General features: G+C 67.0%; 19 protein-coding genes. 12 read left to right on the top strand and 7 right to left on the bottom strand.

What is annotated here, in order from left to right; genetic code table 11:
• Positions 1–28: 28 nt before the first annotated feature.
• A complete protein-coding gene (locus PI990_RS23975; protein ID WP_265169509.1) occupies positions 29–475 on the top strand; it encodes a LexA family protein in 447 nt (148 codons plus the stop codon).
• A gap of 392 nt (positions 476–867) precedes the next feature.
• Here PI990_RS23975 and PI990_RS23965 read toward each other — a convergent pair whose 3' ends face one another.
• Both PI990_RS23965 and PI990_RS23960 read right to left on the bottom strand, forming a co-directional pair.
• Entirely contained in the window at positions 868–1,269 is a 402-nt protein-coding gene (locus PI990_RS23965; protein WP_271658684.1) for a hypothetical protein, read from the bottom strand.
• 51 nt (positions 1,270–1,320) lie between these two features.
• A complete protein-coding gene (locus PI990_RS23960) occupies positions 1,321–1,803 on the bottom strand; it encodes a GreA/GreB family elongation factor (RefSeq protein WP_271658683.1) in 483 nt (160 codons plus the stop codon).
• 123 nt (positions 1,804–1,926) lie between these two features.
• Here PI990_RS23960 and PI990_RS23955 point away from each other — a divergent pair, with 123 nt between their 5' ends.
• The 5 genes from PI990_RS23955 (at position 1,927) to rmuC (ending at position 6,438) form a co-directional block, all read left to right on the top strand.
• Positions 1,927–2,298 (top strand): antitoxin Xre/MbcA/ParS toxin-binding domain-containing protein, encoded by a 372-nt coding sequence (locus tag PI990_RS23955; RefSeq protein WP_021221398.1) that lies wholly within the window; start codon positions 1,927–1,929, stop codon positions 2,296–2,298.
• Positions 2,299–2,334: 36 nt separating this feature from the next.
• Entirely contained in the window at positions 2,335–3,087 is a 753-nt protein-coding gene (locus PI990_RS23950) for an RES family NAD+ phosphorylase (protein WP_271658682.1), read from the top strand.
• Positions 3,088–3,098: 11 nt separating this feature from the next.
• On the top strand, positions 3,099–4,154 hold the full coding sequence (locus PI990_RS23945) for an AraC family transcriptional regulator (protein ID WP_271658681.1): 1,056 nt from the start codon (positions 3,099–3,101) through the stop codon (positions 4,152–4,154).
• A gap of 348 nt (positions 4,155–4,502) precedes the next feature.
• Positions 4,503–4,910 carry a tetratricopeptide repeat protein gene (locus PI990_RS23940; RefSeq protein WP_021221395.1) on the top strand — a complete coding sequence of 136 codons (408 nt, stop codon included), beginning with the start codon at positions 4,503–4,505 and terminating at the stop codon, positions 4,908–4,910.
• Between the two features lie 166 nt (positions 4,911–5,076).
• Positions 5,077–6,438, top strand: coding sequence for a DNA recombination protein RmuC (rmuC, locus tag PI990_RS23935; RefSeq protein ID WP_271661348.1), 1,362 nt, complete (start codon positions 5,077–5,079; stop codon positions 6,436–6,438).
• A gap of 55 nt (positions 6,439–6,493) precedes the next feature.
• Here the strand turns inward: rmuC and PI990_RS23930 are convergent, their stop codons facing one another.
• Together PI990_RS23930 and PI990_RS23925 are read right to left on the bottom strand one after the other, a co-directional pair.
• On the bottom strand, positions 6,494–7,378 hold the full coding sequence (locus PI990_RS23930) for a metal-dependent hydrolase (protein WP_043243092.1): 885 nt from the start codon (positions 7,376–7,378) through the stop codon (positions 6,494–6,496).
• Entirely contained in the window at positions 7,375–8,289 is a 915-nt protein-coding gene (locus tag PI990_RS23925; protein WP_184487759.1) for an alpha/beta fold hydrolase, read from the bottom strand. Before PI990_RS23925 ends, PI990_RS23930 begins: the two co-directional genes overlap by 4 nt.
• 312 nt (positions 8,290–8,601) lie before the next feature.
• Between PI990_RS23925 and PI990_RS23920 the strand changes: the two genes are divergently transcribed.
• Positions 8,602–9,414: a MerR family transcriptional regulator gene (locus tag PI990_RS23920; RefSeq protein ID WP_271658680.1), complete on the top strand. Its 813-nt coding sequence runs from the start codon at positions 8,602–8,604 to the stop codon at positions 9,412–9,414.
• A gap of 11 nt (positions 9,415–9,425) precedes the next feature.
• Here the strand turns inward: PI990_RS23920 and PI990_RS23915 are convergent, their stop codons facing one another.
• A complete protein-coding gene (locus PI990_RS23915; RefSeq protein WP_271658679.1) occupies positions 9,426–10,628 on the bottom strand; it encodes a GGDEF domain-containing protein in 1,203 nt (400 codons plus the stop codon).
• 245 nt (positions 10,629–10,873) lie between these two features.
• Positions 10,874–14,350 carry a hybrid sensor histidine kinase/response regulator gene (locus tag PI990_RS23910; RefSeq protein WP_184487762.1) on the bottom strand — a complete coding sequence of 1,159 codons (3,477 nt, stop codon included), beginning with the start codon at positions 14,348–14,350 and terminating at the stop codon, positions 10,874–10,876.
• 251 nt (positions 14,351–14,601) lie between these two features.
• Between PI990_RS23910 and PI990_RS23905 the strand changes: the two genes are divergently transcribed.
• The 5 genes from PI990_RS23905 to PI990_RS23885 all read left to right on the top strand — a co-directional run bounded on the left by PI990_RS23905 (position 14,602) and on the right by PI990_RS23885 (position 19,125).
• The gene (locus PI990_RS23905; protein ID WP_021221388.1) at positions 14,602–15,171 is read left to right on the top strand and encodes a GNAT family N-acetyltransferase; all 570 of its coding nucleotides are present in this window, start codon (positions 14,602–14,604) and stop codon (positions 15,169–15,171) included.
• 2 nt (positions 15,172–15,173) lie between these two features.
• Entirely contained in the window at positions 15,174–16,019 is an 846-nt protein-coding gene (locus PI990_RS23900; RefSeq protein WP_271658678.1) for an AraC family transcriptional regulator, read from the top strand.
• A 36-nt stretch (positions 16,020–16,055) separates the two neighbouring features.
• Entirely contained in the window at positions 16,056–16,769 is a 714-nt protein-coding gene (locus PI990_RS23895) for an AzlC family ABC transporter permease (RefSeq protein ID WP_043243090.1), read from the top strand.
• On the top strand, positions 16,769–17,098 hold the full coding sequence (locus PI990_RS23890; RefSeq protein WP_021221385.1) for an AzlD domain-containing protein: 330 nt from the start codon (positions 16,769–16,771) through the stop codon (positions 17,096–17,098). The genes PI990_RS23895 and PI990_RS23890 overlap by 1 nt, the downstream gene beginning before the upstream one ends.
• A 152-nt stretch (positions 17,099–17,250) precedes the next feature.
• A complete protein-coding gene (locus PI990_RS23885) occupies positions 17,251–19,125 on the top strand; it encodes an MFS transporter (protein WP_021221384.1) in 1,875 nt (624 codons plus the stop codon).
• A gap of 69 nt (positions 19,126–19,194) precedes the next feature.
• Here the strand turns inward: PI990_RS23885 and sugE are convergent, their stop codons facing one another.
• Complete coding sequence (gene sugE / locus PI990_RS23880) at positions 19,195–19,509, bottom strand: quaternary ammonium compound efflux SMR transporter SugE (protein WP_021221383.1); 315 nt, start codon at positions 19,507–19,509, stop codon at positions 19,195–19,197.
• Between the last annotated feature and the right edge of the window lie 52 nt (positions 19,510–19,561).

Genomic DNA, 19,561 nt, shown 5'->3' with positions numbered 1-19,561 from the left:
TGCATGAACAGTATATGGGGGCTCCGCCATGGGTAACGTCCGCATCATCGGCCGCTTGGGGCCGTCATTCGCCAAACTCCCGCTTTACACCCTCGCCATCGATGAAAACGCCAAAGGGCCGGTGCGCTTGCGCCTGGAAGGCTGCGTCAGCCTGGACGAGCTCCTGGGCATCGACATTCCGCAAACCTTCACCGTGCGTCTGGAAGACGACAGCATGGACGGCATGGGCCTGGTCGCCGGTGACCTGCTGCTGGCGGATCGCTCCCGCGTAGCCGTCGACGGCAGCCTGGTGGTGGCGGTCATCGAGGGGGATTTCTACATACGCCGATTGCGCCACGAGGACGGGCGCCGCGTGCTGATGGCGGAGAACGCCCGTTACCCCGCGCTGAACCTCTCGCCCGAGCAGGATTGGATGATCCGCGGCGTGGTCACCCACAGCTTCCGTCGACCGGAGCGCTGGCAGCCATTGGCGTGAGGGGGGGAGGCCGTACCTCAGTGATGGGGTACGGTCGCTTGCCGGGGTTTGCGCCCGCTGGTCGGGTGTTCGACCTGCTCACGTGGCGCTCGGGTGGTGGGGTGATGGTGGTGATGGGTGATTCTGAGCATGGCCCAGAGCATCGCAACGGCTACCAGTAGCCAACCCAGGATCAACAACACGATAAAGGCTTCAGGACTCATCGCTAACCGCCTCGGTGCCCGCAGATGGGCACACATCTGGAGTTTAGTCCGGCATCCGTGACGCTTCCCTGACAGGCCCCGCCTTCGGTCGGCTGGCCGGCTCCTTTGGGCGAAATGCGCCGGTGCTTGAAAACTTCGGCAGCTGGGGCGCAATAAAGTGCGGGTCGAACGACGTGCGGCGGGGTTGCCTCAGTTGCAGAAGCGCTCCATGTTCTGCCGGGCTTTCTCATTGGGCGCGTTGCGCTGCTGGGCGGTCCAGAACTGGCACTTGGGGCTGGCCAGGCGTTCCGCCTCTTCGATACGGGCGTTGTCGCGCTGCTGGGCAGCGCCCTGGTTCTGCTGGTAGCGCTCGAACATCTGCGCGTTGCTTTGTGGGGCGGGTGCAGGTGTGGGGGCAGGCCCCACCGGCGAACCCAAGGGGGCGGTAGCGCTCTGGCCCACTTGCTCCCAGGCGGCTCTCACCAGGTGGCGATAACCGAACCAGGCGGTGCCGGCAACGGCGACGAAACCGAGCCAGATGCCCAGGGCGATGCAGAGCACCAGTTTCACCGGGTTGAGGCTGACGTGAAGCGTGCGGCTGCGAGTGGGCATGGGGACCTCCTGTGTGGCCAATGGACCGATCCGGGCGTGCCAGGTTCGATCTCAATGGGCTGCTATCACCTCATAGCATTGCCGAGTGCCGCCGATCACCAGGGTGATCTCCGCGCCAGCGCCCTTGCCCAGCAAGGCCTGCCCCAGCGGGGAGCGCGGGGTGATCACGGTGACTTCTCCGTCTTCGCCCTGCACTTTCAGCCCGGCAGCTTCCGGGCCGAGGAAGAGTAGCTGGCCGCTTCCGTTCTCGGCCTCCAGGTGCACCAGTGCGCTGAGCTGGATGCCGAGGGCCGGGTCGTGTTCACGCAGCACCAGGTTCTGGAACAGCCCGATCGCCTGCTTGATCTCGGCCGCGCGGCGGGCTTGCCCGGTAGCCAGGTAGGAGGCTTCCAGGCCCAGGGTGTCGTACTTGTTCTCGGCGACGTTCTCTTCATGGGTCGCTGCTTCATAAGCCGTCTGTGCGGCACGTTGCAGCAGCTCCAGATCGTGCGTGAGCGTGTCGATGATCAAGTGCTGGATACGGGCTTTGTCCATGGCGAAGGTTCCTGCGGCGAAGGGTGCATTCTACGGCTGCCAATCGGTGAAGAGGAGGGGATTGTATTTTGTGTGTTTGCAGCATATTTGCTTTATATTGATGCAAACGCACGGAGGAATCCCATGAGCGCCCTCAGCCGCCCCACCCTCGATCCCGATGCCGTATTGGCCAAGGCCCTGCTCAATACCCGTGAGCAACTGGGGCTGACCCAGCAGCAACTGGCCGACATCGTCGGGGTGCACCGTACCGCCATCACCCGCTGGGCGGACAGCGGCGGCATCCGCCCACAGAGCAAGACCGGCGAGCTGGCGCTGCTGCTGATCCGCGCCTACCGCGCCCTGTTCGCCTTGTTCGGCGGCAACCTCGACGACATGCGCCATTTCCTGCGCACCGAGAACCGCCACCTGGGTGCCGTGCCCCTCGAACTGATGGCCCAGGTGCAGGGTCTGGTAAGGGTGGTGGAGTACCTGGACGCCATACGCGGCAAGATCTGAACGTCCCCCGATAAAAACAACGAAGGAAGGCTGGACATGGATATCTGGACGACCTGCCAAGGCTCGGAACGGATCAGGCCCTTGCGTGGCCGCCTGGTGCGCCTGGTGGAGAGCCAGGAGCAGGTGGCGACCTTGCAGCTGGTGGATAACCTCGCCGAGCAGGCGTTGCTGGAGGAGCTCATCGAGACCAGCAAGCCGCCGCTGCCCCGCAGCGCCGAACCGCTGCACTACCTGCTGAAGACCCCGTTCCGCTACCCGCCGCTGCGCTGGGGATCGCGCTTCGGCACCGTTCATGAGCCCAGCCTGTTCTATGCCGCATCACGCCTGGAAACCGCCATGGCCGAAGGGGCCTTCTACCGCTTCGTGCTGTGGAGCGGCATGGCGGTGCCGCCGCCCAGCGGGCGCATCCTGTCCGAGCATTCGTCCTTCGAGGCGCGCTTCCAGGTCGAGCGCGGTGTGCAACTGCAATTGCCGCCTTTCGATGCCCACGACGAAGCACTCGCCGACCCGGTGGACTACCGCACCAGCCAGGCGCTGGGTGCCGCCATGCGCGCTGCGGGGGTCGAGGCCTTCGAGTACCGTTCCGCGCGTTGCCCGTTGCAGGGCACCAATATCGCCCTGTTCACCCCTGAAGCCTTCACCGAGCGGCGGCCGCGCAATCTCACGCCCTGGCTCTGCGAAACCACCGCCGAATACGTCGCCTTCAAGCATGCCCAGGCACCGGACACGCCGCGCCTGTTCCGCATGACCCAGTTCCTTGTCGACGGTCGCTTGCCGCAGCCGGCATGAGCCCTCGCCCGATGAGCGAATCCTGGCCACAACGGCTGCTGTCCCTAGTCGGCTCCCCCGCCGGCATCGCCGCGAGCTACGTGGAGTCGCTGCTGCCTGCGGCGGCAGAGCGCGGCCTGGATGTCCGCGAGCTGCTGCGGGTTGTGGATATCCCGGCGGAGCAGCTGGCGTTGCCGGGCTATCGCTTGCCGCTGTTCAAGGCCTTCGCCTTGCTGTTGCAGGCCGAGCGCCTGGGGGGCGATCCGCTGATCGGCCTGCGCCTGGGCCTGGCCGTGCGCCCGCGTTCGTTCCAGGCGCTCGGTTATTCGGCCATGAGCTGCGCCACGCTGGGTGAGGCCATCCAGCGCTTGCAGCGTTTCGAGCAACTGGTCTGGGACATCGGCGAAACCCGGTTGGAGGAGGAGGGCGAGCAGGTTGCCCTGACCTGGCGGCCACGCTTGTTGCCCTGGGTGCCCCGCCAGGCGGTGGAAATGGCCCTGGCCGGCTGGCTGGCCTTCGGTCGCTGGCTGAGTGACGGGCGCGCGCAGCCCTTGCAGGTGGAGTTCCGCCATCGCCTCGACACGGCTGCCGACGTCTATGCCGAGGTGCTTGGCTGCCCGGTCCAGGGTGGTTGCACGCGCAATGCGGTGATTTTCCACAGGGCGCTGCTGCAGACGCCGTTGCGAGAGGCCGACCCCCACCTGCGCAGCCTGATGGACGCCCAGGGCGAAGCCTGCCTGGCGGCCTATCGCCTCGACGCCAACCTGGCCAACGAGGTGCGTGCGGCGCTTTGCACCGGCCTGGCGCAGGGGCAGATCGGCCTCGATGACGTGGCCGGGCATCTGGGGCTCACTGCACGCATCCTGCGTCGCCACCTGGGGGAAGCCGGCCTGGCCTTGCCCGGTCTGCTCGATGAAGTGCGCAAGGATCTGGCGCAGCTTTACCTGCAGCACACCGACTTCGCCCTGCTGGAAATCGCCTACCTGCTGGGCTTTGCCGAACAAAGCTCATTCTCCCGAGCCTTTCGTCGCTGGACGGGCTTGCCGCCGACGGCTTTTCGCCGGGGAAAAGCGGCCGAAGCGCCCTGAAACGGGGCGCTGCAGGGGTTGACAGGAATGAGTTGTGCACAATGGCGAGGCAGCTTGTCATTTCGCAGTCACATTCGCGCGTAACCGCTTGATTCTTCGTGGCGCTCTATTAAAGCAATGAAAAATAAAGGGTTTTCAGGTTGGTGAAAAAATCGTCAATTTGACGGGAGCGCCCGTTTCATCGGGTTTGAAGGGGATTTCTCGCTGTTTTCCCACAGAGTTATCCACAGCTTCTGTGGATTGTCCCGAGCGCTTGCTCTAGAACGCCGCTCCCAGGCTTGGCAAGACTTTACCTGCGGCGAAAAAGGAGTAGAGTGCGCGACCTTCCCGGCCGCCACACCCCTTTACATGAAGTCCAGAGCACTCGTCGAAACCGCCCAGCAGAATCAACGCTTGCCCCTGCGCATGGCCCTCTGGTTGCTCGACAACCCTCGCCTCGGCCAGGCCGCCAGCGTCAAGCGGCTTGCCGGAAAACTGCTCAAGCAGCCGGCCCGTCAGGGCGTGGTGGCTGCTCAGAGCCGCCTCGGCCAGATGCTCTGCCGCGACTGTGGCAACACCCGTGATCGCCGTATCGGCTTCGACATGCTGCGCCAGGCCGCGCGTGCCGGTGATCGCCGCGCCCAGCTCGAACTGGGCCGCCTTTATGCACAGCCCCGCACCCAGGAATTGCAGCAGGCCCGCCACTGGCTGGAGCAGGCAGCCGCCCAGGGTTCCCACGAGGCCAAGCGCCTGCTGAGCCGTCTGCCCAGCGCCTGACCGCCGCCTGGGCGCTGGGTATACTGCCCGGCATCCTTCCGCGGAGCCCCCCATGCCCTTCGACCTGCCCAATCTGCTGATCGGCCTCGCGCTCGCCGCTGTTCCCCTGTTGGGCCTGGCCTGGCATCAGCAACGCCGCATTGCCGCCGGCGAACTCGAACGGCTGTTGCTCGACGAGCGCCTTGCCACCGCGCAGATGGCCCAGGACGGGCTCGGTGCCCAGCTCGACGACAGCCGCGTGGAAATCCGCGAACTCACCCAGAACAACGCCGCCCAACAGGCCGAACTGGCAGCGTTGCGCCGCGAGGCCGAGCTGCTCGGCGTCGAGCGCAAGGCCGCTCGCGAAGCCCAGGCGGCCTGGAGCGAGGAGCGCGAGCGCAAGGAGGGCGAGCTGCGTCGCCTGGATAGCGAGCGTGCCGCCCTGGCCGCCGAGCTGCGCGAGCAGCAGGATTCACACGCCCAGCGCCTGGCCGATCTGCAGGCCGCCCGTGATGACCTGCGCGCCCAGTTCGCCGAGCTGGCCGGGAAGATCTTCGATGAGCGCGAGCAGCGTTTCGCCGAGACCAGCCAGCAGCGCCTGGGGCAGATGCTCGACCCGCTGAAGGAGCGCATCCAGGCCTTCGAGAAGCGTGTCGAGGAGAGTTATCAACAGGAGGCGCGCGAGCGCTTCTCCCTGGGCAAGGAGCTGGAGCGCCTGCAGCAGCTCAACCAGCGCCTGGGGGATGAAGCCACCAACCTCACCCGCGCGCTCAAGGGCCAGAAGACCCAGGGCAACTGGGGCGAGCTGGTGCTGGAACGGGTGCTGGAGCATGCCGGCCTGGAGAAGGGCCGCGAGTACCAGACCCAGGTCAGCCTGAACAGCGCCGATGGCCAGCGCTTCCAGCCCGACGTGCTGATCCAGCTGCCGGGCGACAAGCAGGTGGTGGTGGACGCCAAGGTCAGCCTTACCGCCTACCAGGCGCTGATTGCCGCCGAAGACGAGGCCGTCCGCGCCCAGGCGCTGAAGCAGCACGTGCTGTCCTTGCGTAATCACCTCAAGGGCCTGTCGGTGAAGGATTACCAGCGCCTGGAAGGCCTGCACAGCCTGGATTTCGTGCTGCTCTTCGTGCCCATCGAGGCCGCGTTCGCTGCCGCTTTGCAGGCCGATCCGGGGCTATTCCAGGAAGCGTACGACCAGCACATCGTCATCGTCAGCCCGACCACCCTGCTGGCCACCTTGCGGGTCATCGACAGCCTGTGGCGCCAGGAGCGGCAGAGCCAGAACGCCCGGGAGATCGCCGAGCGCGCCGGGGCCCTCTACGACAAGTTCGTCGCCTTCGTGCAGGACCTGGACGAAATGGGCAGCCGCCTGCAGCAGCTGGACAAGGCCTATGCCGCCGCCCGCAACAAGCTGGTGGACGGGCGCGGCAACCTCGTCAGCCGGGTCGAGCACATCAAGCTGTTGGGGGCTCGCGCCAGCAAGAGCCTACCCACCGACCTGCTCGAGCGCGCGGCAGGGCTGCCGCTGCTGGATGAGCTGGACGAGTGATGCCTCCGTTCTGGGCCCAGCTGGTGGGCCTTATTCCTTGGTGCCGGCCTGCAGGTCAGGCGCCCGCTTCCGCCGCGGCACGCTGCGCCGCCGGCGAGCGCTCCAGGTAACTCAGCGCCACTGACAGATCGCCTTCGGTACGCGGGTGGAAGCCCGGTTCGTAATAGCGCAGCACCGCGCGGCCGATGCTGGCGGGCGTGGGCAGCGTGTCGCGGGCGCCCAGGCGGCGCCAGTGACGGAGGAAGCCGGCGCGCTTGCGGGTGGCCGGGTCCTGGCGCATCAGGCTGGCGGAGCCGACGCTGAACAGGGTGATCAGCGCGATGCACGCCACCACCATGTAGAACCCCCGCGCCAGCAGGCTGCCGCCCAGGTGCACATGCAGGTCATGGGCGACGCAGCGGTGCTCCACTTCCTCGGCACCGTGCCAGCGCAGCAGGTCGAGCATCACTGGGTCGGCCTGGTCGAGGCTGCGGGTGGTGATGATCCAGTTGCCCAGCACGCAGGTGAAATGTTCCACGGCGGCGATCAGGCCGACGCGCTGGCGCAGCCACCAGGGTTGCAGCCAGCGGCTCAGGCGGTGTTCGCCCAGCGGGTGGTCGCAGAGCACCTTGTCGAACAGGCGGTAGATGCCGGCGGTGACCGGCGCTGGGTCCAGCCCGTGGCGTTCCAGGTAGGGTTTCAATGCGCTGTCGTGGGCGCGGGCGTGTTGCGCCTCCTGACGCACGAAGCCGCGCACGTCCTCGGCCAGCAGCGGGTCGGTCACCTGGGGCAGGGCCTTGTTGTAGACCCGGCAGAACCAGAACTCCCCGGCCGGCAGGATCAGGTGCAGGCTGTTCATGATGTGCGAAGCCTCGGGTTCGCCCGGTACCCAGTGCAGCGGCGTGTCGGCGAAGTCGAAGCGCACCTTGCGCTGTTCGAGGCGGTGGTGCTCGGTGCTCATGAGGCTCTCCTGGCCGGTTCCTCGCGGTCGACGAATTCACGCAGCCAACCGGCCAGCCGCTGCGGCTCGGCCAGCAGTTGCCAGTGGCCGGCGCGCACTTCGCGGCGCCACAGGGTCGGCGCCCAGCGGGTCAGCTCATCGAACAGCTGCGGACGCACGAAGCGGTCGCGGGTGGGGATGACCAGGTGCACGGGCAGGTCGGTGTGACGTTCACGGGGGCGGAACAGGCTGCTGATGAAATTGGCGCGGTAGAGCCTCACCCCACGCTGGCCGTCGGTGAGCTGGGTGCTGCTGACGTGTGGCTTGGCGATGCCTTCGACGCGGCGCAGCAGGCCTGGCCAGGCGCGGGCAAGTCCCAGTTTCCAGGTGAGCTCCGGCAGCAGCGGGGTGTGGAAAAAGGCGATGTACCAGGAGCTGAGCAGTTGCCCGATCATCTGCAGGTAGGCGCCGACGCGCTTTTCCCGCAGGCGGCTGCGCATCCAGTGGCCGACGTGGTCCAGGCAGGGGCCGGAGATGCTGGTGTAGGACGCCAGCAGGGGCTGGATACGCGGTTCAGTCACCGCTTCCCAGCTCTGGATCGAGCCCCAGTCGTGGGCCACCAGGTGCACGCGGCGATCCGGGCTGAGGGCACGCAGCACGGCTTCCAGGTCATTGGCCAGGCGCGGCAGGCGGTAGTCGCGGATGCGCGGCGGCACCTCCGATGCGCCGGCGCCACGCACGTCGTAGGCGATGATGCGGTAGTCCGCCGCCAGTTCGCGCACCAGCGGCAGCCACACCTCGTGGCTGTCCGGGTAGCCGTGCACCAGCAGCAGGGTCGGCCCCTTGGCATTGCCCCACTGGTAGGTGGCCAGGCGCACGCCGTCGCCTTGCACCGTCACGCGCTGGGGTTCGAGGGTGAGGGGCGCGTTCATCGGCTCGCCTCCCGGTGCGGGCAAAGGGGGGCGGGGTGCGTGGCGGGCATGGCGGATCTCCTGCGGGCCTGAATCGTTACATCATTCGATGTCATCGATTGTCGGCCAGGGATGCGGTGCTGGCCAGATGCTGGGGCGCTTTCGCCGGTGCGCCTGTTACCGCGTTACCGCTGCCCGCAAAGTACCGTGGCAGGGGGCTTGCGTGGCGTTATCCGGGTTTTGGCGGGCCCTCTGTGCCGGCAGGTCCAGCCATAGGTTGGGCCTCTGGCGGCGCTGTTGTTGGCCGTTGTGGCACGGAGATATGATCCGCCCATGAAGAATTCCCCCAGTTTCCTGCAGCGCCTGCTCGCCCAGGCGCCGCACATCCCCGAGCCCGTTCCCGGTGAGGAATACACGGTCGACGAGCTGGCCCGCGAGGCCGGTACCACCGTGCGCAACCTGCGTGCCTACCAGGATCGCGGGCTCTTGCCACCGCCCGAGCGCCGGGGTCGTGTGGGTATCTACAGCGGCGAGCACCTGGCGCGCCTGCGCCTGATCGGCCAGTTGCTGGAGCGTGGCTACAGCATTGCCAGCATCCGCGAGCTGTTCGAGGCCTGGGAACAGGGCCGCGACCTGGCCCATGTGCTCGGCCTGGAGCAGGCCATAGTCGGCGACTGGACCCAGCTGGAGCCCACGCCCCTGGGCTTCGACGAGGTGCAGGCGCTGTTCGGCGACGAGCTCACCGATGAAGCCATGGACATCGCCCAGGAGCTGGGGCTGATCGAGTTCGCCGGGGACCACCTGCGCGTGCTCAACCCGCGCATCTTCAATGCCGGGGTGCAGTTGCACCGTTCAGGGATTCCGCTGCTGGTGCTGCTGGAGCAGTTCGCCACGATCCGCCAGCAGGTTGAGCCGGTGGCGGAGGGCATCGTGCGGATGATCGTCGATCACCTGGTCAACCCGCTGCTCAGCACCAGCCTGCCCCATGTCGCCGAACTGGAAGGCCTCAACCGTCAGTTGCTGGCGCTGCGCCCGCTGGTGGAGCAGGTGGTGGACAGCGAGCTGGCGCGCGGGCTGCAACTCTCGGCCAACCAGGAGCTGGGTGGCCGTGTGGGCGAGCTGCTCAGGGGCTTTCTCAAGGGCTGAAGCCCGCGCCTTCAGTGCACGGGGGCGAGGAGGGTGGACTGCCCGCGAAAGGCTTCCACCCGGTTGCGCCCGGCGTGCTTGGCCGCGTAGAGGGCCACGTCGGCGTTACCCACCAGGGCCTCCTCGCTGATCGCCGTGCCCTGCTCGGTAGAGGCCACGCCAATGCTCACGGTGAGGTGGCCGCGCTCGGCACCGGCGTGGGGCTGGTCCAGCTCCTCCACGGCCGCGCGGATGCGCTCGGCGATGGCGCAGGCGGTTTCCAGGTCGGCCCCGGGCATGACCACGGTGAACTCCTCACCGCCGAAGCGTGCGACGAAATCGCAGTGCTCGCGGATGCTCGCGCGCATCGCCTCGGCCACCTGGCGGATGCAGATGTCGCCGGCGAGGTGGCCGTAGCTGTCGTTGTAGAGCTTGAAGTGATCGATATCCAGCATCAGCACGCCCAGGTGCTCGTGATTGCGCGCGCAGCGGTGCCATTCACGTTTCAGGGTTTCGTCGAGGTGGCGCTTGTTGGCGATGCGGGTGAGGTCGTCGGTGCGGCTGAGGATGGCCAGTTCCTGGTTGGCCAGGGCGTACTTGTGCGCCAGCACCTGGTGTTCCCAGGCCAGCTTCAGGGCTTCGTTGAAGCGGATCTGCAGACGCCGGCCCATCTCGGCGATGAAGGGGCAGACCACCCAGGCGGAGACGGCGAGGAACATCGCTTGGGGCTCCGGGTCACGGCCGTAGGCGATGCCGAGGAAGAAGAACATGGGCACGTGGAAGGCCAGGTGCGCCGGCCAATAGGAGACGTTGCTCATGGCGACCATCACCGAGGCCAGGGCGATGCAGCCGAAGATCACGTCCTCGTAGGGCGTGCCATAGCCCATCAGCCAGATGGCGCCGACACCCCAGGCCACGCCCACGGCGCCGCACTGGCACATGGTCATGCGCGCCCAGGTCAGCGGCGGGAAGCGTTGCGGATCACGACGCCAGGCGCGCACCAGGGACAGGCGCACCACCATCAGCACCACCAGGATGGCCAGCCAGATGCACAGCCCGCGCAGTGGCGCGCTGGCGTGGTAGACCCCGAACACCATGGAGCCGGAGAAGACGTTGCCGACTGCCGTCGAAGGGCTGGTGGAGAAGAGCGTGGCGACCCGTTCGGCGAGGTAGTCCTCGGCCGGGCGCTCGGGAAGGTGGGTCGGCACCGGGCCCGACCCACTGGAAAGATTCATTGCGAAGACTCCTGTCTCTACGGCGTGGCGGCAGGTGCGCCAGGCACTCCTTATACCGGGCCGCGTCGCCGAGGTGAACAGCGGCCTCTCGGCAGCTGCGCGGATGGCAGAAGTCTAGACGCTGGACGGTGACGGATACGCCATCGACGGGGGCGGGGAGTCAGGCCGGGGAATCCGGCCCGTGAGGCCTGCCGGGTTGCTCCCGAGCTGCGACGAAGAATTACCGGGTGCGCAGCGCGAGCCGCTCAGCGCAACACCAGGTGTCGGCTGAGCAGGGCACGCAGGGCGGCGGGCTTGACCGGCTTGGCCAGGTAGTCGAGGCCGGCGGCGTGGACTTCGGCGATCAGTTCGGCGCGGGCGTCGGCACTGATCACCACGCCCGGCACCGGTGCGCCGAGGCGGGTGCGCAGCCAGGCCATCAGCTCGGTGCCGGTCTCGCCCTCATCCAGGTGGTAGTCCACCAGTGCCAGTTGCGGGCGCACGTCCTCGGCCAGCAGGTGTTCGCACTCCAGGCGGTTGCGCGCCGTCCACACCTGGCAGCCCCAGCGCGAGAGCAGGCTGTGCATGCCGGTGAGGATGCTGTCTTCGTTGTCGATGCACAGCACCTGGGTGCCATCCAGGGCGTGACCGTTGGCTTCCTTCTGCGGCACGACGGGGGCCGGTGCCGGGGTGCGCGCCAGGGGCACGCTGACGCTGAAGACGCTGCCCTTGCCCGGCCACGAGCGGACTTCCAGGTGGTGGCCGAGCACGCGGCAGAGCCCGTCGGCGATGGCCAGGCCCAGGCCCAGGCCTTTCTCGGCGCGGGTCTGGTGGCTGTCCAGGCGCTTGAACTCTTCGAATATCACCTTGCGCTTATCTTCGGGGATGCCCGGGCCGCGGTCCCAGACTTCCAGGCGCAGCAGGCCGCCTTCGCGGCGCACGCCCAGCAGCACATGGCCCTTGGCATAGCGGAAGGCGTTGGTGAGGAAGTTCTGCAGCACCCGGCGCAGCAGCTTCATGTCGCTCTCGATGCGCAGTTTGCTGCCGCTGACGCGGAAGTCCACGCCCTGCTCCTGGGCCAGGGCCTTGAACTCGGCGCCGAGGGCGTCGTACAGCGCGGCCAGGGGGAAGGCGGCGCGGTCGGGGGTGATGCGCCCGCTTTCCAGGCGCGAGATGTCCAGCAGGTCGGTGATCAGGTCTTCCGCCGAGCGCAGGGAGCTGTCGAGGTGGCCCACCAGTTCGCGGGATTCCGGTGGCAGCGCGTCCTGCTGGTGGGCGAGGGCGGCGGAGAACAGCCGCGCGGCGTTGAGCGGCTGCATCAGGTCGTGGCTGACGGCGGCGAGGAAGCGCGTCTTCGATTGGTTGGCCGCTTCGGCGGTGCCCTTGGCCTCGATCAGCGCCTGGTTGAGCTGGGACAGTTCGAGGGTGCGTTCGGTGACCCGTTGCTCCAGCCCCTCGTTGGCGTCCTTGAGGGCCTTTTCCCCTTCGCGGAACGCGGTGATGTCGGTGAAGCTCATGACGAAGCCACCGCCCGGCATGGGGTTGCCGATCAGCTCGATGACCCGGCCATTGGGGAACAGGCGCTCGGAGGTGTGGGCGTTGCCCTGGCGCATCCAGAACAGCCGGCGCGAGACGTGGGCCTCGGCGTCGCCCGGCCCGCACAGGCCGCGTTCGGCGTTGTAGCGGATGATGTCGGCGATGGGCCGGCCGACGCTGATCAGCCCGTCCGGGTAGTCGAAGAGTTCCAGGTAGCGGCGGTTCCAGGCCACCAGGCGCAGGGACTGGTCGACCACGCTGATGCCCTGGGTGATGTTCTCGATGGCCCCTTGCAGCAGGGCGCGGTTGAACTGCAGCACCTCGGAGGCTTCGTCGACGATGCGCACGACGTCCTCCACCTGCATCTCGCGGCCCTCGATGGCGGCCTTCACCACCGCGCGGGCGGACGAGGCGCCGAGCACGCCGGCGAGCAGGCGTTCGGTGTGGGTGATCCAGTCCTGGTTGGCGTTCTGCACCGGGTTGAAGCTGGTGCCCTGGCGGTAGGCGAAGCGCACGAAGCTCTGCCGCGCACGTTCCTCGCCGACGAAGCGCGCCGCCAGCATCAGCAGGTCTTCCACCTGTACCGCCAGCAGCGAGCGGTTGCTCGGCCGCGCCGAAACGATCTGGCCGATGAAGCGGCTGGCCTGCCAGTGCTCGGACACCCGGGTGCGGGAGAACACCGAGACCCAGGCGAACAGCAGCCAGTTGCCGGCCAGGGACAGCACCACGCCCTGGGTTTGCGGGTCGATGGGCAGGTTCAGCGGGTTGGCCATCAGCCCGGCGAGACCGGGGAAGGCCTCCAGCGGCCAGCCGAGCCCCCGGGCCACCTGTGGCAGCACCAGGGTGTAGGCCCAGAGCAGGGCGCCGGTGGCCAGCCCGGCGAACACGCCGCGACGGTTGGCCTGCTTCCAGTAGAGGGCGCCGGCCATGGCCGGGCCGAGCTGGGCGATGGCGGCGAAGGCGATCTGGCCGATGGTGGCCAGGCTCGCGGTGGAGCCCAGCAGGCGGTAGCTGACGTAGCCGAGGAGGATGATCACCACGATGCTGACCCGGCGCACCGAGAGCATCCAGTGACGGAACACCTCGAAGGGGCGCTCGGCGCTCTGCCGGCGCAGCAGCCAGGGCAGCAGCATGTCGTTGGAGACCATGGTCGAGAGCGCCACGGCTTCGACGATGACCATGCCGGTGGCGGCCGAGGCGCCGCCGATGAAGGCCAGCAGGGCGAGGGACGGATGGGCCTCGGCCAGGGGCAGGCTGATGACGAAGGAGTCGGGCATCACGCCGGCGGGCAGCAGCATCTTGCCGGCCAGGGCGATGGGCACCACGAACAGCGCCGCCAGCCCCAGGTAGAGCGGGAACACCCAGCGCGCGGTGCGCAGGTCACGGGGCTCGATGTTTTCCACCACCGCGACATGGAACTGCCGGGGCAGGCAGACGAACGCCACCATCGCCACGCCGGTCTGCACGATCAGGGTCGGCCAGTCCACCGGCTGCAGCCAGAAGCTCTCCAGGTGGGTGGCCTGCATGGCGCGCAGGGTCAGGTCGTCGAAGCCATCGAACAGGCTGAAGCTGACGAAGATGCCGACGGCGAGGAAGGCCAGCAGCTTGATCAGCGACTCGAACGAAATGGCCAGCACCATGCCGCGGTGATGCTCGGTGGCGTCGAGATTGCGGGTGCCGAAAAGGATGGTGAACAGCGCCAGCACCAGGGACACGATCAGCGCGGTGTCCTGGGCGCGGGTGCCGGTGGATTCGGCGCCGGAGCCGATCAGCAGGTTGACGCCCAGGACGATGCCCTTGAGCTGCAGGGCGATGTAGGGCAGCACGCTGACCAGGCAGATCAGCGCCACCACCACCGCCAGGGCCTGGGATTTGCCATAGCGGGCGGCGATGAAGTCGGCGATGGAGGTGATGTTCTCCTGCTTGCTGATCAGCACCATCTTCTGCAGCACCCAGGGGGCGAAGACCATCAGCAGGATGGGGCCGAGGTAGATCGGCAAAAAGGCCCAGAGCTGACCGGCGGCCTGGCCCACGGCGCCGAAGAAGGTCCAGCTGGTGCAGTACACCGCCAGCGACAGGCTGTAGACCAGGGCACGGCCCTTCGGCGGCATGGGCGCGCGACGGCGGTCGCCATAGAAGGCGATGGCGAACAGCACGGCCATATAGAGAAGGGCGACCGCGGCGATCAGCCCGCTGGACAACGACATGCAGACTCCGAAGTGAAAGCGGCGGACGGATGCGCCCACCTGTGTCTCGATGCGGCAGTTTCGCACCAAAGCCGGTTGTCCGTCAGGCAGCTGCGACCAAGGTCGCAGGCGGGGTTGAGCGCTGCTGGCGGGGCTGCTAGCGTGGCAACCTTGTCGGCGGACTTCCAATCGTCCAGGCCGGCGCCCTGCAGGGCACTTCCGGGTGCCCGGACGCTCTGATCAGCAGGGGTCTTTCGCCTGAGGAGGCGCAGATGTTCAATCCGCAACCGGTCATCCTGCAGCGTGGCGCCTTGCGCCTGGAACCGCTGACTGAGGCCGACATCACCGAGCTCTCGGCCCTCGCTGAAGCCAACCGCGACGAACTGGTCTACATGAGCGGCCCGCTGCGCCCGGACTGGTACCGCCAGGGCCTGGCCCAGCAGCGCGAAGGCCTGGCCGTGGTGTTCGCCATCCGCCTGGGCGACCGCCTGGTGGGCACCAGCCGTTTCGCGGATTTCATGCCTGCCCTGCCGGCGGTGGAGATCGGCTGGACCTGGCTGGCCCGCAGCGAGCATGCCAGTGGCCTCAATGCTTCGATCAAATACCTGATGCTGCGCCACGCCTTCGAGGAGTGGCAGGTGGTGCGTGTGCAACTGAAGACCGCGGGCAGCAACCTGCGCTCGCAGAAGGCCATCGAGAAGCTCGGTGCACAGCGCGAAGGGGTGCTGCGCAACAACCGCCGCCTGGCCGATGGGCGCCTCGACGACAGCGTGCTCTACAGCATCACCGACCGTGAATGGCCGGCGGTGAAGCAGGCCCTGGAAGCTTCCTTCGGCAACTGAACATGAGTGGCATCGGCGGCGAACAGACGCATTTCTGGCAGGCCAGCGAGCTCGGCGGTGTCGAGTTGCTGCATGCGCGCTACATCGAGCAGCGCTTCGCGCCCCATGTGCACGAGGGCTATGTCTTCACCGTGATCGAGTCCGGCGCCCAGCGTTTCCGCCACCGTGGCAGCGACCACCTGGCGGAGCAGGGCAGCATGGTGCTGATCAACCCCGACGAACTCCACACCGGCTCCAAGGCCCACGACGAAGGCTGGCGCTATCGCGGTTTCTACCCCGATCTGCAGCGGGTGACCGAGGTGCTGGAGGAGCTGGATATCTCCACGGGCGGCCTGCCCACCTTCGCTGACAGCGTGCTGCACGACCCCGAGGTGACCAATCGCTTCCTCGCCCTGCACCGTTTGCTGGAGCAGGGCGCCACGGCGCTGGAGCAGCAGATGGCCTGGCGCGAAGCGGTACTGCTGCTGTTTCAACGCTATGCACGCATCGGCGCGCCCCGTGCCGCCGGGCATGAGCCCCAGGCGGTGACCCTTGCCCGCGAGCTGTTGGCTTCACGCCTGGCCGAACCGCCATCCCTGGAGGAACTGGCCGCAGCGGTAGGGCTCTCGCCTTTCCACTTTGCCCGGGTGTTCCGCCGGGCCACCGGGTTACCGCCGCATTCCTGGCTCAAGCAGCGTCGCCTGGAGCAGGCGCGGGCATTGCTGCGCGAGGGCTGCGCGCCGCTGTCGGTGGCCATGCAACTGGGCTTCGCCGACCAGAGCCATTTGAGCCGGCAGTTCAAGCAGACCTATGGTGTGGCGCCGGGTGAATACCGCAGCGCCTGCGCAAGATCGTTCAAGACTCACTGAAACGCCTCTTCTAAGCTGCGCGGACAAGGAGAACCCATGTCCCGCTCAACCGAATTCCTCCGCGCCTGGCGCGATATGGTGCCGATGCTCATCGGCGCCGTGCCTTTCGGCATCATCTTCGGCACCCTCGCCGCCGGCGCCGGGCTCAGTGCCTGGCAGACCCTCGGCATGTCGTTGCTGGTGTTTGCCGGCTCCGCCCAGTTCATCGCCATCACCCTGCTCGGTGGTGGCGCGGGCATCGCGGTGGTACTGCTCACCACCCTGGTGGTCAACCTGCGCCACGCCCTGTACAGCGCCAGCCTGCAGCCCTTCGTCAGCCACCTGCCCAAGCGTTGGCGCATGCCCCTGGCCTTCTGGCTCACCGACGAGGCCTTCGCCGTGGTGCAGCACCGCTACGCGGAGACGGACGCTTCGCCACACAAACACTGGTACTTCCTCGGCGCGGCGCTGGCCATGTACCTCAATTGGCAGCTGTGCACCCTGGTTGGCGTGGTGTTCGGCCAGGCGGTGCCTAACCTGGCCGCCTGGGGGCTGGATTTCGCCATGCTGGCGACCTTCATCGGCATCGTCGTACCCATGCTGCGCAACCGTCCGCAGGTGGCGGCGGCACTGGTGGCCGGCGCGGTGGCGCTGCTGTGCCACGGGTTGCCCTACAAGCTGGGGCTGATGGCGGCGGCCCTGAGCGGCATCGTCGTCGGCATCGTGCTGGAGCGCCGCTATCGGCTCGGCCAACTGGAGGAGGTGCTCTGATGGAAACCTGGCTGCTGATCCTCGGCATGACCGCGATCACCTTCTCCATCCGCTACAGCCTGTTCGCCTGGCCCGACCTGCGCTTCCCGCCCGTGGTGCGTCAGGGCCTGCACTACGTGCCCACGGCGGTGCTCACCGCCATCGTGGTGCCGGGCATGGTGATGCCCGATGGCGTCCACGCCGCGCTGGCGCTGGATAACGCCTACCTGCTGGGGGGCCTGGGCTGCATCCTCATCGCCGCCGTCACCCGCCACCTGCTGGCGACCATCCTCGGCGGCCTGCTGCTGTTCTTCGCCCTGCGCTGGGGGCTGGGGCAGTTGCCCATCTGAGGGAAGAGGGCGCCGTGAAAGGCGCCCTTTTTATGTGGGGATTCGGCATTTTTCGTCTCAAAGTGTGGCCTGGAGCTGGCCAGTTGCTGTCAAATCAGCGACGTGCTTCGTGCACCGGCTTTACCCCAGCCATTACCCAGGTACCAAGGAAGATGAGCCAACATTCGCAATTCGCCCTGCTGGGCAAGCGACGTTTCCTGCCGTTCTTCGTGACCCAGCTGCTCGGCGCCTTCAACGACAACATCTTCAAGCAGTCGCTGATCCTCGCCATCCTCTACAAGCTGGCGATCTCTGGTGACAAGACGGTCTACGTCAACCTGTGCGCCCTGCTGTTCATCCTGCCGTTCTTCCTCTTCTCCGCCCTCGGCGGGCAGTTCGGCGAAAAGTTCGCCAAGGACTCGCTGATCCGCGCGATCAAGGCGGCCGAGGTGGGGATCATGGCGGTGGGTGCCCTGGGCTTCTACCTCGACAACCTCTGGTTGCTGCTGGCCGCGCTGTTCGCCATGGGCACCCATTCGGCACTCTTCGGCCCGGTGAAGTACTCGATCCTGCCCCAGGCATTGCGTGAGAACGAGCTGGTGGGCGGCAACGCCCTGGTGGAGATGGGCACTTTCCTGGCCATCCTCGCCGGCACCATCGGCGCCGGGATCATGATGTCCGCCGAGCGCTACGAGCCCATAGTCGCCGCCGCCATCCTGATCACCGCCTCCCTCGGCTACCTGGCCAGCCGTGGCATCCCCCGCGCCGCGGCGGCGATGCCGGAGCTGAAGCTCGACTGGAACATCTTCAGCCAGTCCTGGCGCATCCTGCAGCTGGGCCTTGGCCAGCGTCCTTCGGTGTCGCGCTCGCTGGTGGGCAACTCCTGGTTCTGGTTCCTCGGTGCGGTGTACCTGACGCAGATTCCCGCCTACTCGAAGGACCTGCTGTTCGGTGACGAGAGCGTGGTGACCCTGATCCTCACCGTGTTCTCGGTGGGCATCGCCATGGGTTCGATGCTTTGCGAGCGCCTTTCCGGCGGCAAGGTGGAAGTGGGTCTGGTGCCCTTCGGCTCCATCGGCCTGACCGTCTTCGGCATCCTGCTCTGGTGGCATTCGGGCGGCTTCCCCCAAGGCACTGCGCCCCATGACTGGTTGGCGGTGATCAGCGTGCCCCAGGCCTGGCTGATCCTCGCCGACATCTTCGGCATCGGCCTGTTCGGCGGCTTCTACATCGTGCCGCTGTATGCGCTGATCCAGTCGCGCACCGCGGAGAACGAGCGGGCGCGGGTGATCGCTGCCAACAACATCCTCAACGCACTGTTCATGGTGGTTTCGGCCATCGCCTCGATCCTGTTCCTCAGCGTCGCCGGGCTGTCGATTCCGCAGCTGTTCCTGGTGGTGTCGCTGATGAACATCGCGGTGAACAGCTACATCTTCAAGATCGTCCCCGAATTCAGCATGCGCTTCCTCATCTGGCTGCTGGGCCACTCGATGTACCGCGTCGAGCACAAGGGCCTGGAGGCGATTCCGGACGAGGGCGCCGCGCTACTGGTGTGCAACCACGTGTCCTTCGTCGATGCCCTGCTGATCGGCGGTGCGGTACGGCGGCCGGTGCGTTTCGTCATGTACTACAAGATCTACAATCTGCCGGTGCTCAACTTCATCTTCCGCACGGCGGGCACGGTGCCCATCGCCGGGCGCAACGAGGACCTGCTGGTCTACGACCGCGCCTTCAAGAAGATCTCCGAGTACCTGCGCGCAGGGGAGGTGGTGTGCATCTTCCCGGAAGGCAAGCTGACCACCGATGGCGAGATGAACGAGTTCAAGAACGGTGTCGAGCGCATCCTCGAGGAGAACCCGGTCCAGGTGATTCCGATGGCGCTGCAGGGGCTGTGGGGCAGCTTCTTCAGCCGTGACCCGGGCAAGGGCCTGTTCAAGCGCTTCTGGTCGCGGATCAACCTGGTGGCTGGCCAGCCGCTGGCGCCGGAAGGTGTCGACCGCCTGAGCCTTCAGGCTTCGGTGGCGGCCTTGCGCGGTGACCAGCGCTAGGTGCTGCAGGCATGAAAAAGCCCGCCATATCGGCGGGCTTTTTTGTGGGCGGCGGCTTCGTCAGGGCACTCAGGTGCTCAGCTTCAGCCCGATCAGCCCGCAGAGGATCAGCGCCACGCTGGCCAGGCGCATCAGCGCCACGGATTCGCCGAAGAGGATGACGCCGGCGATCACCGTGCCGATGGCGCCGATGCCGGTCCAGATCGCATAGGCGGTACCCAGCGGCAGGTGCTTCATGGCCAGGCCCAGCAGGCCGAGGCTGATGGCCATGGCCAATACGGTGAGCGCGGTGGGGATGGGGCGGGTGAAGCCCTCGGTGTATTTCAGGCCGACGGCCCAACCGACTTCGAACAGGCCGGCGAAGAACAGGATGATCCAGGACATGGTGACCTCCAAAGGTACGACTGATTGGATCGGGGCCGTCCCCGGAATGGTC

The organism is Pseudomonas sp. TUM22785 (genome assembly GCF_028198105.1).
Taxonomy (GTDB): Bacteria; Pseudomonadota; Gammaproteobacteria; order Pseudomonadales; family Pseudomonadaceae; genus Metapseudomonas; species Metapseudomonas solani.
This window is presented reverse-complemented; position numbering and strand designations above follow the sequence as displayed.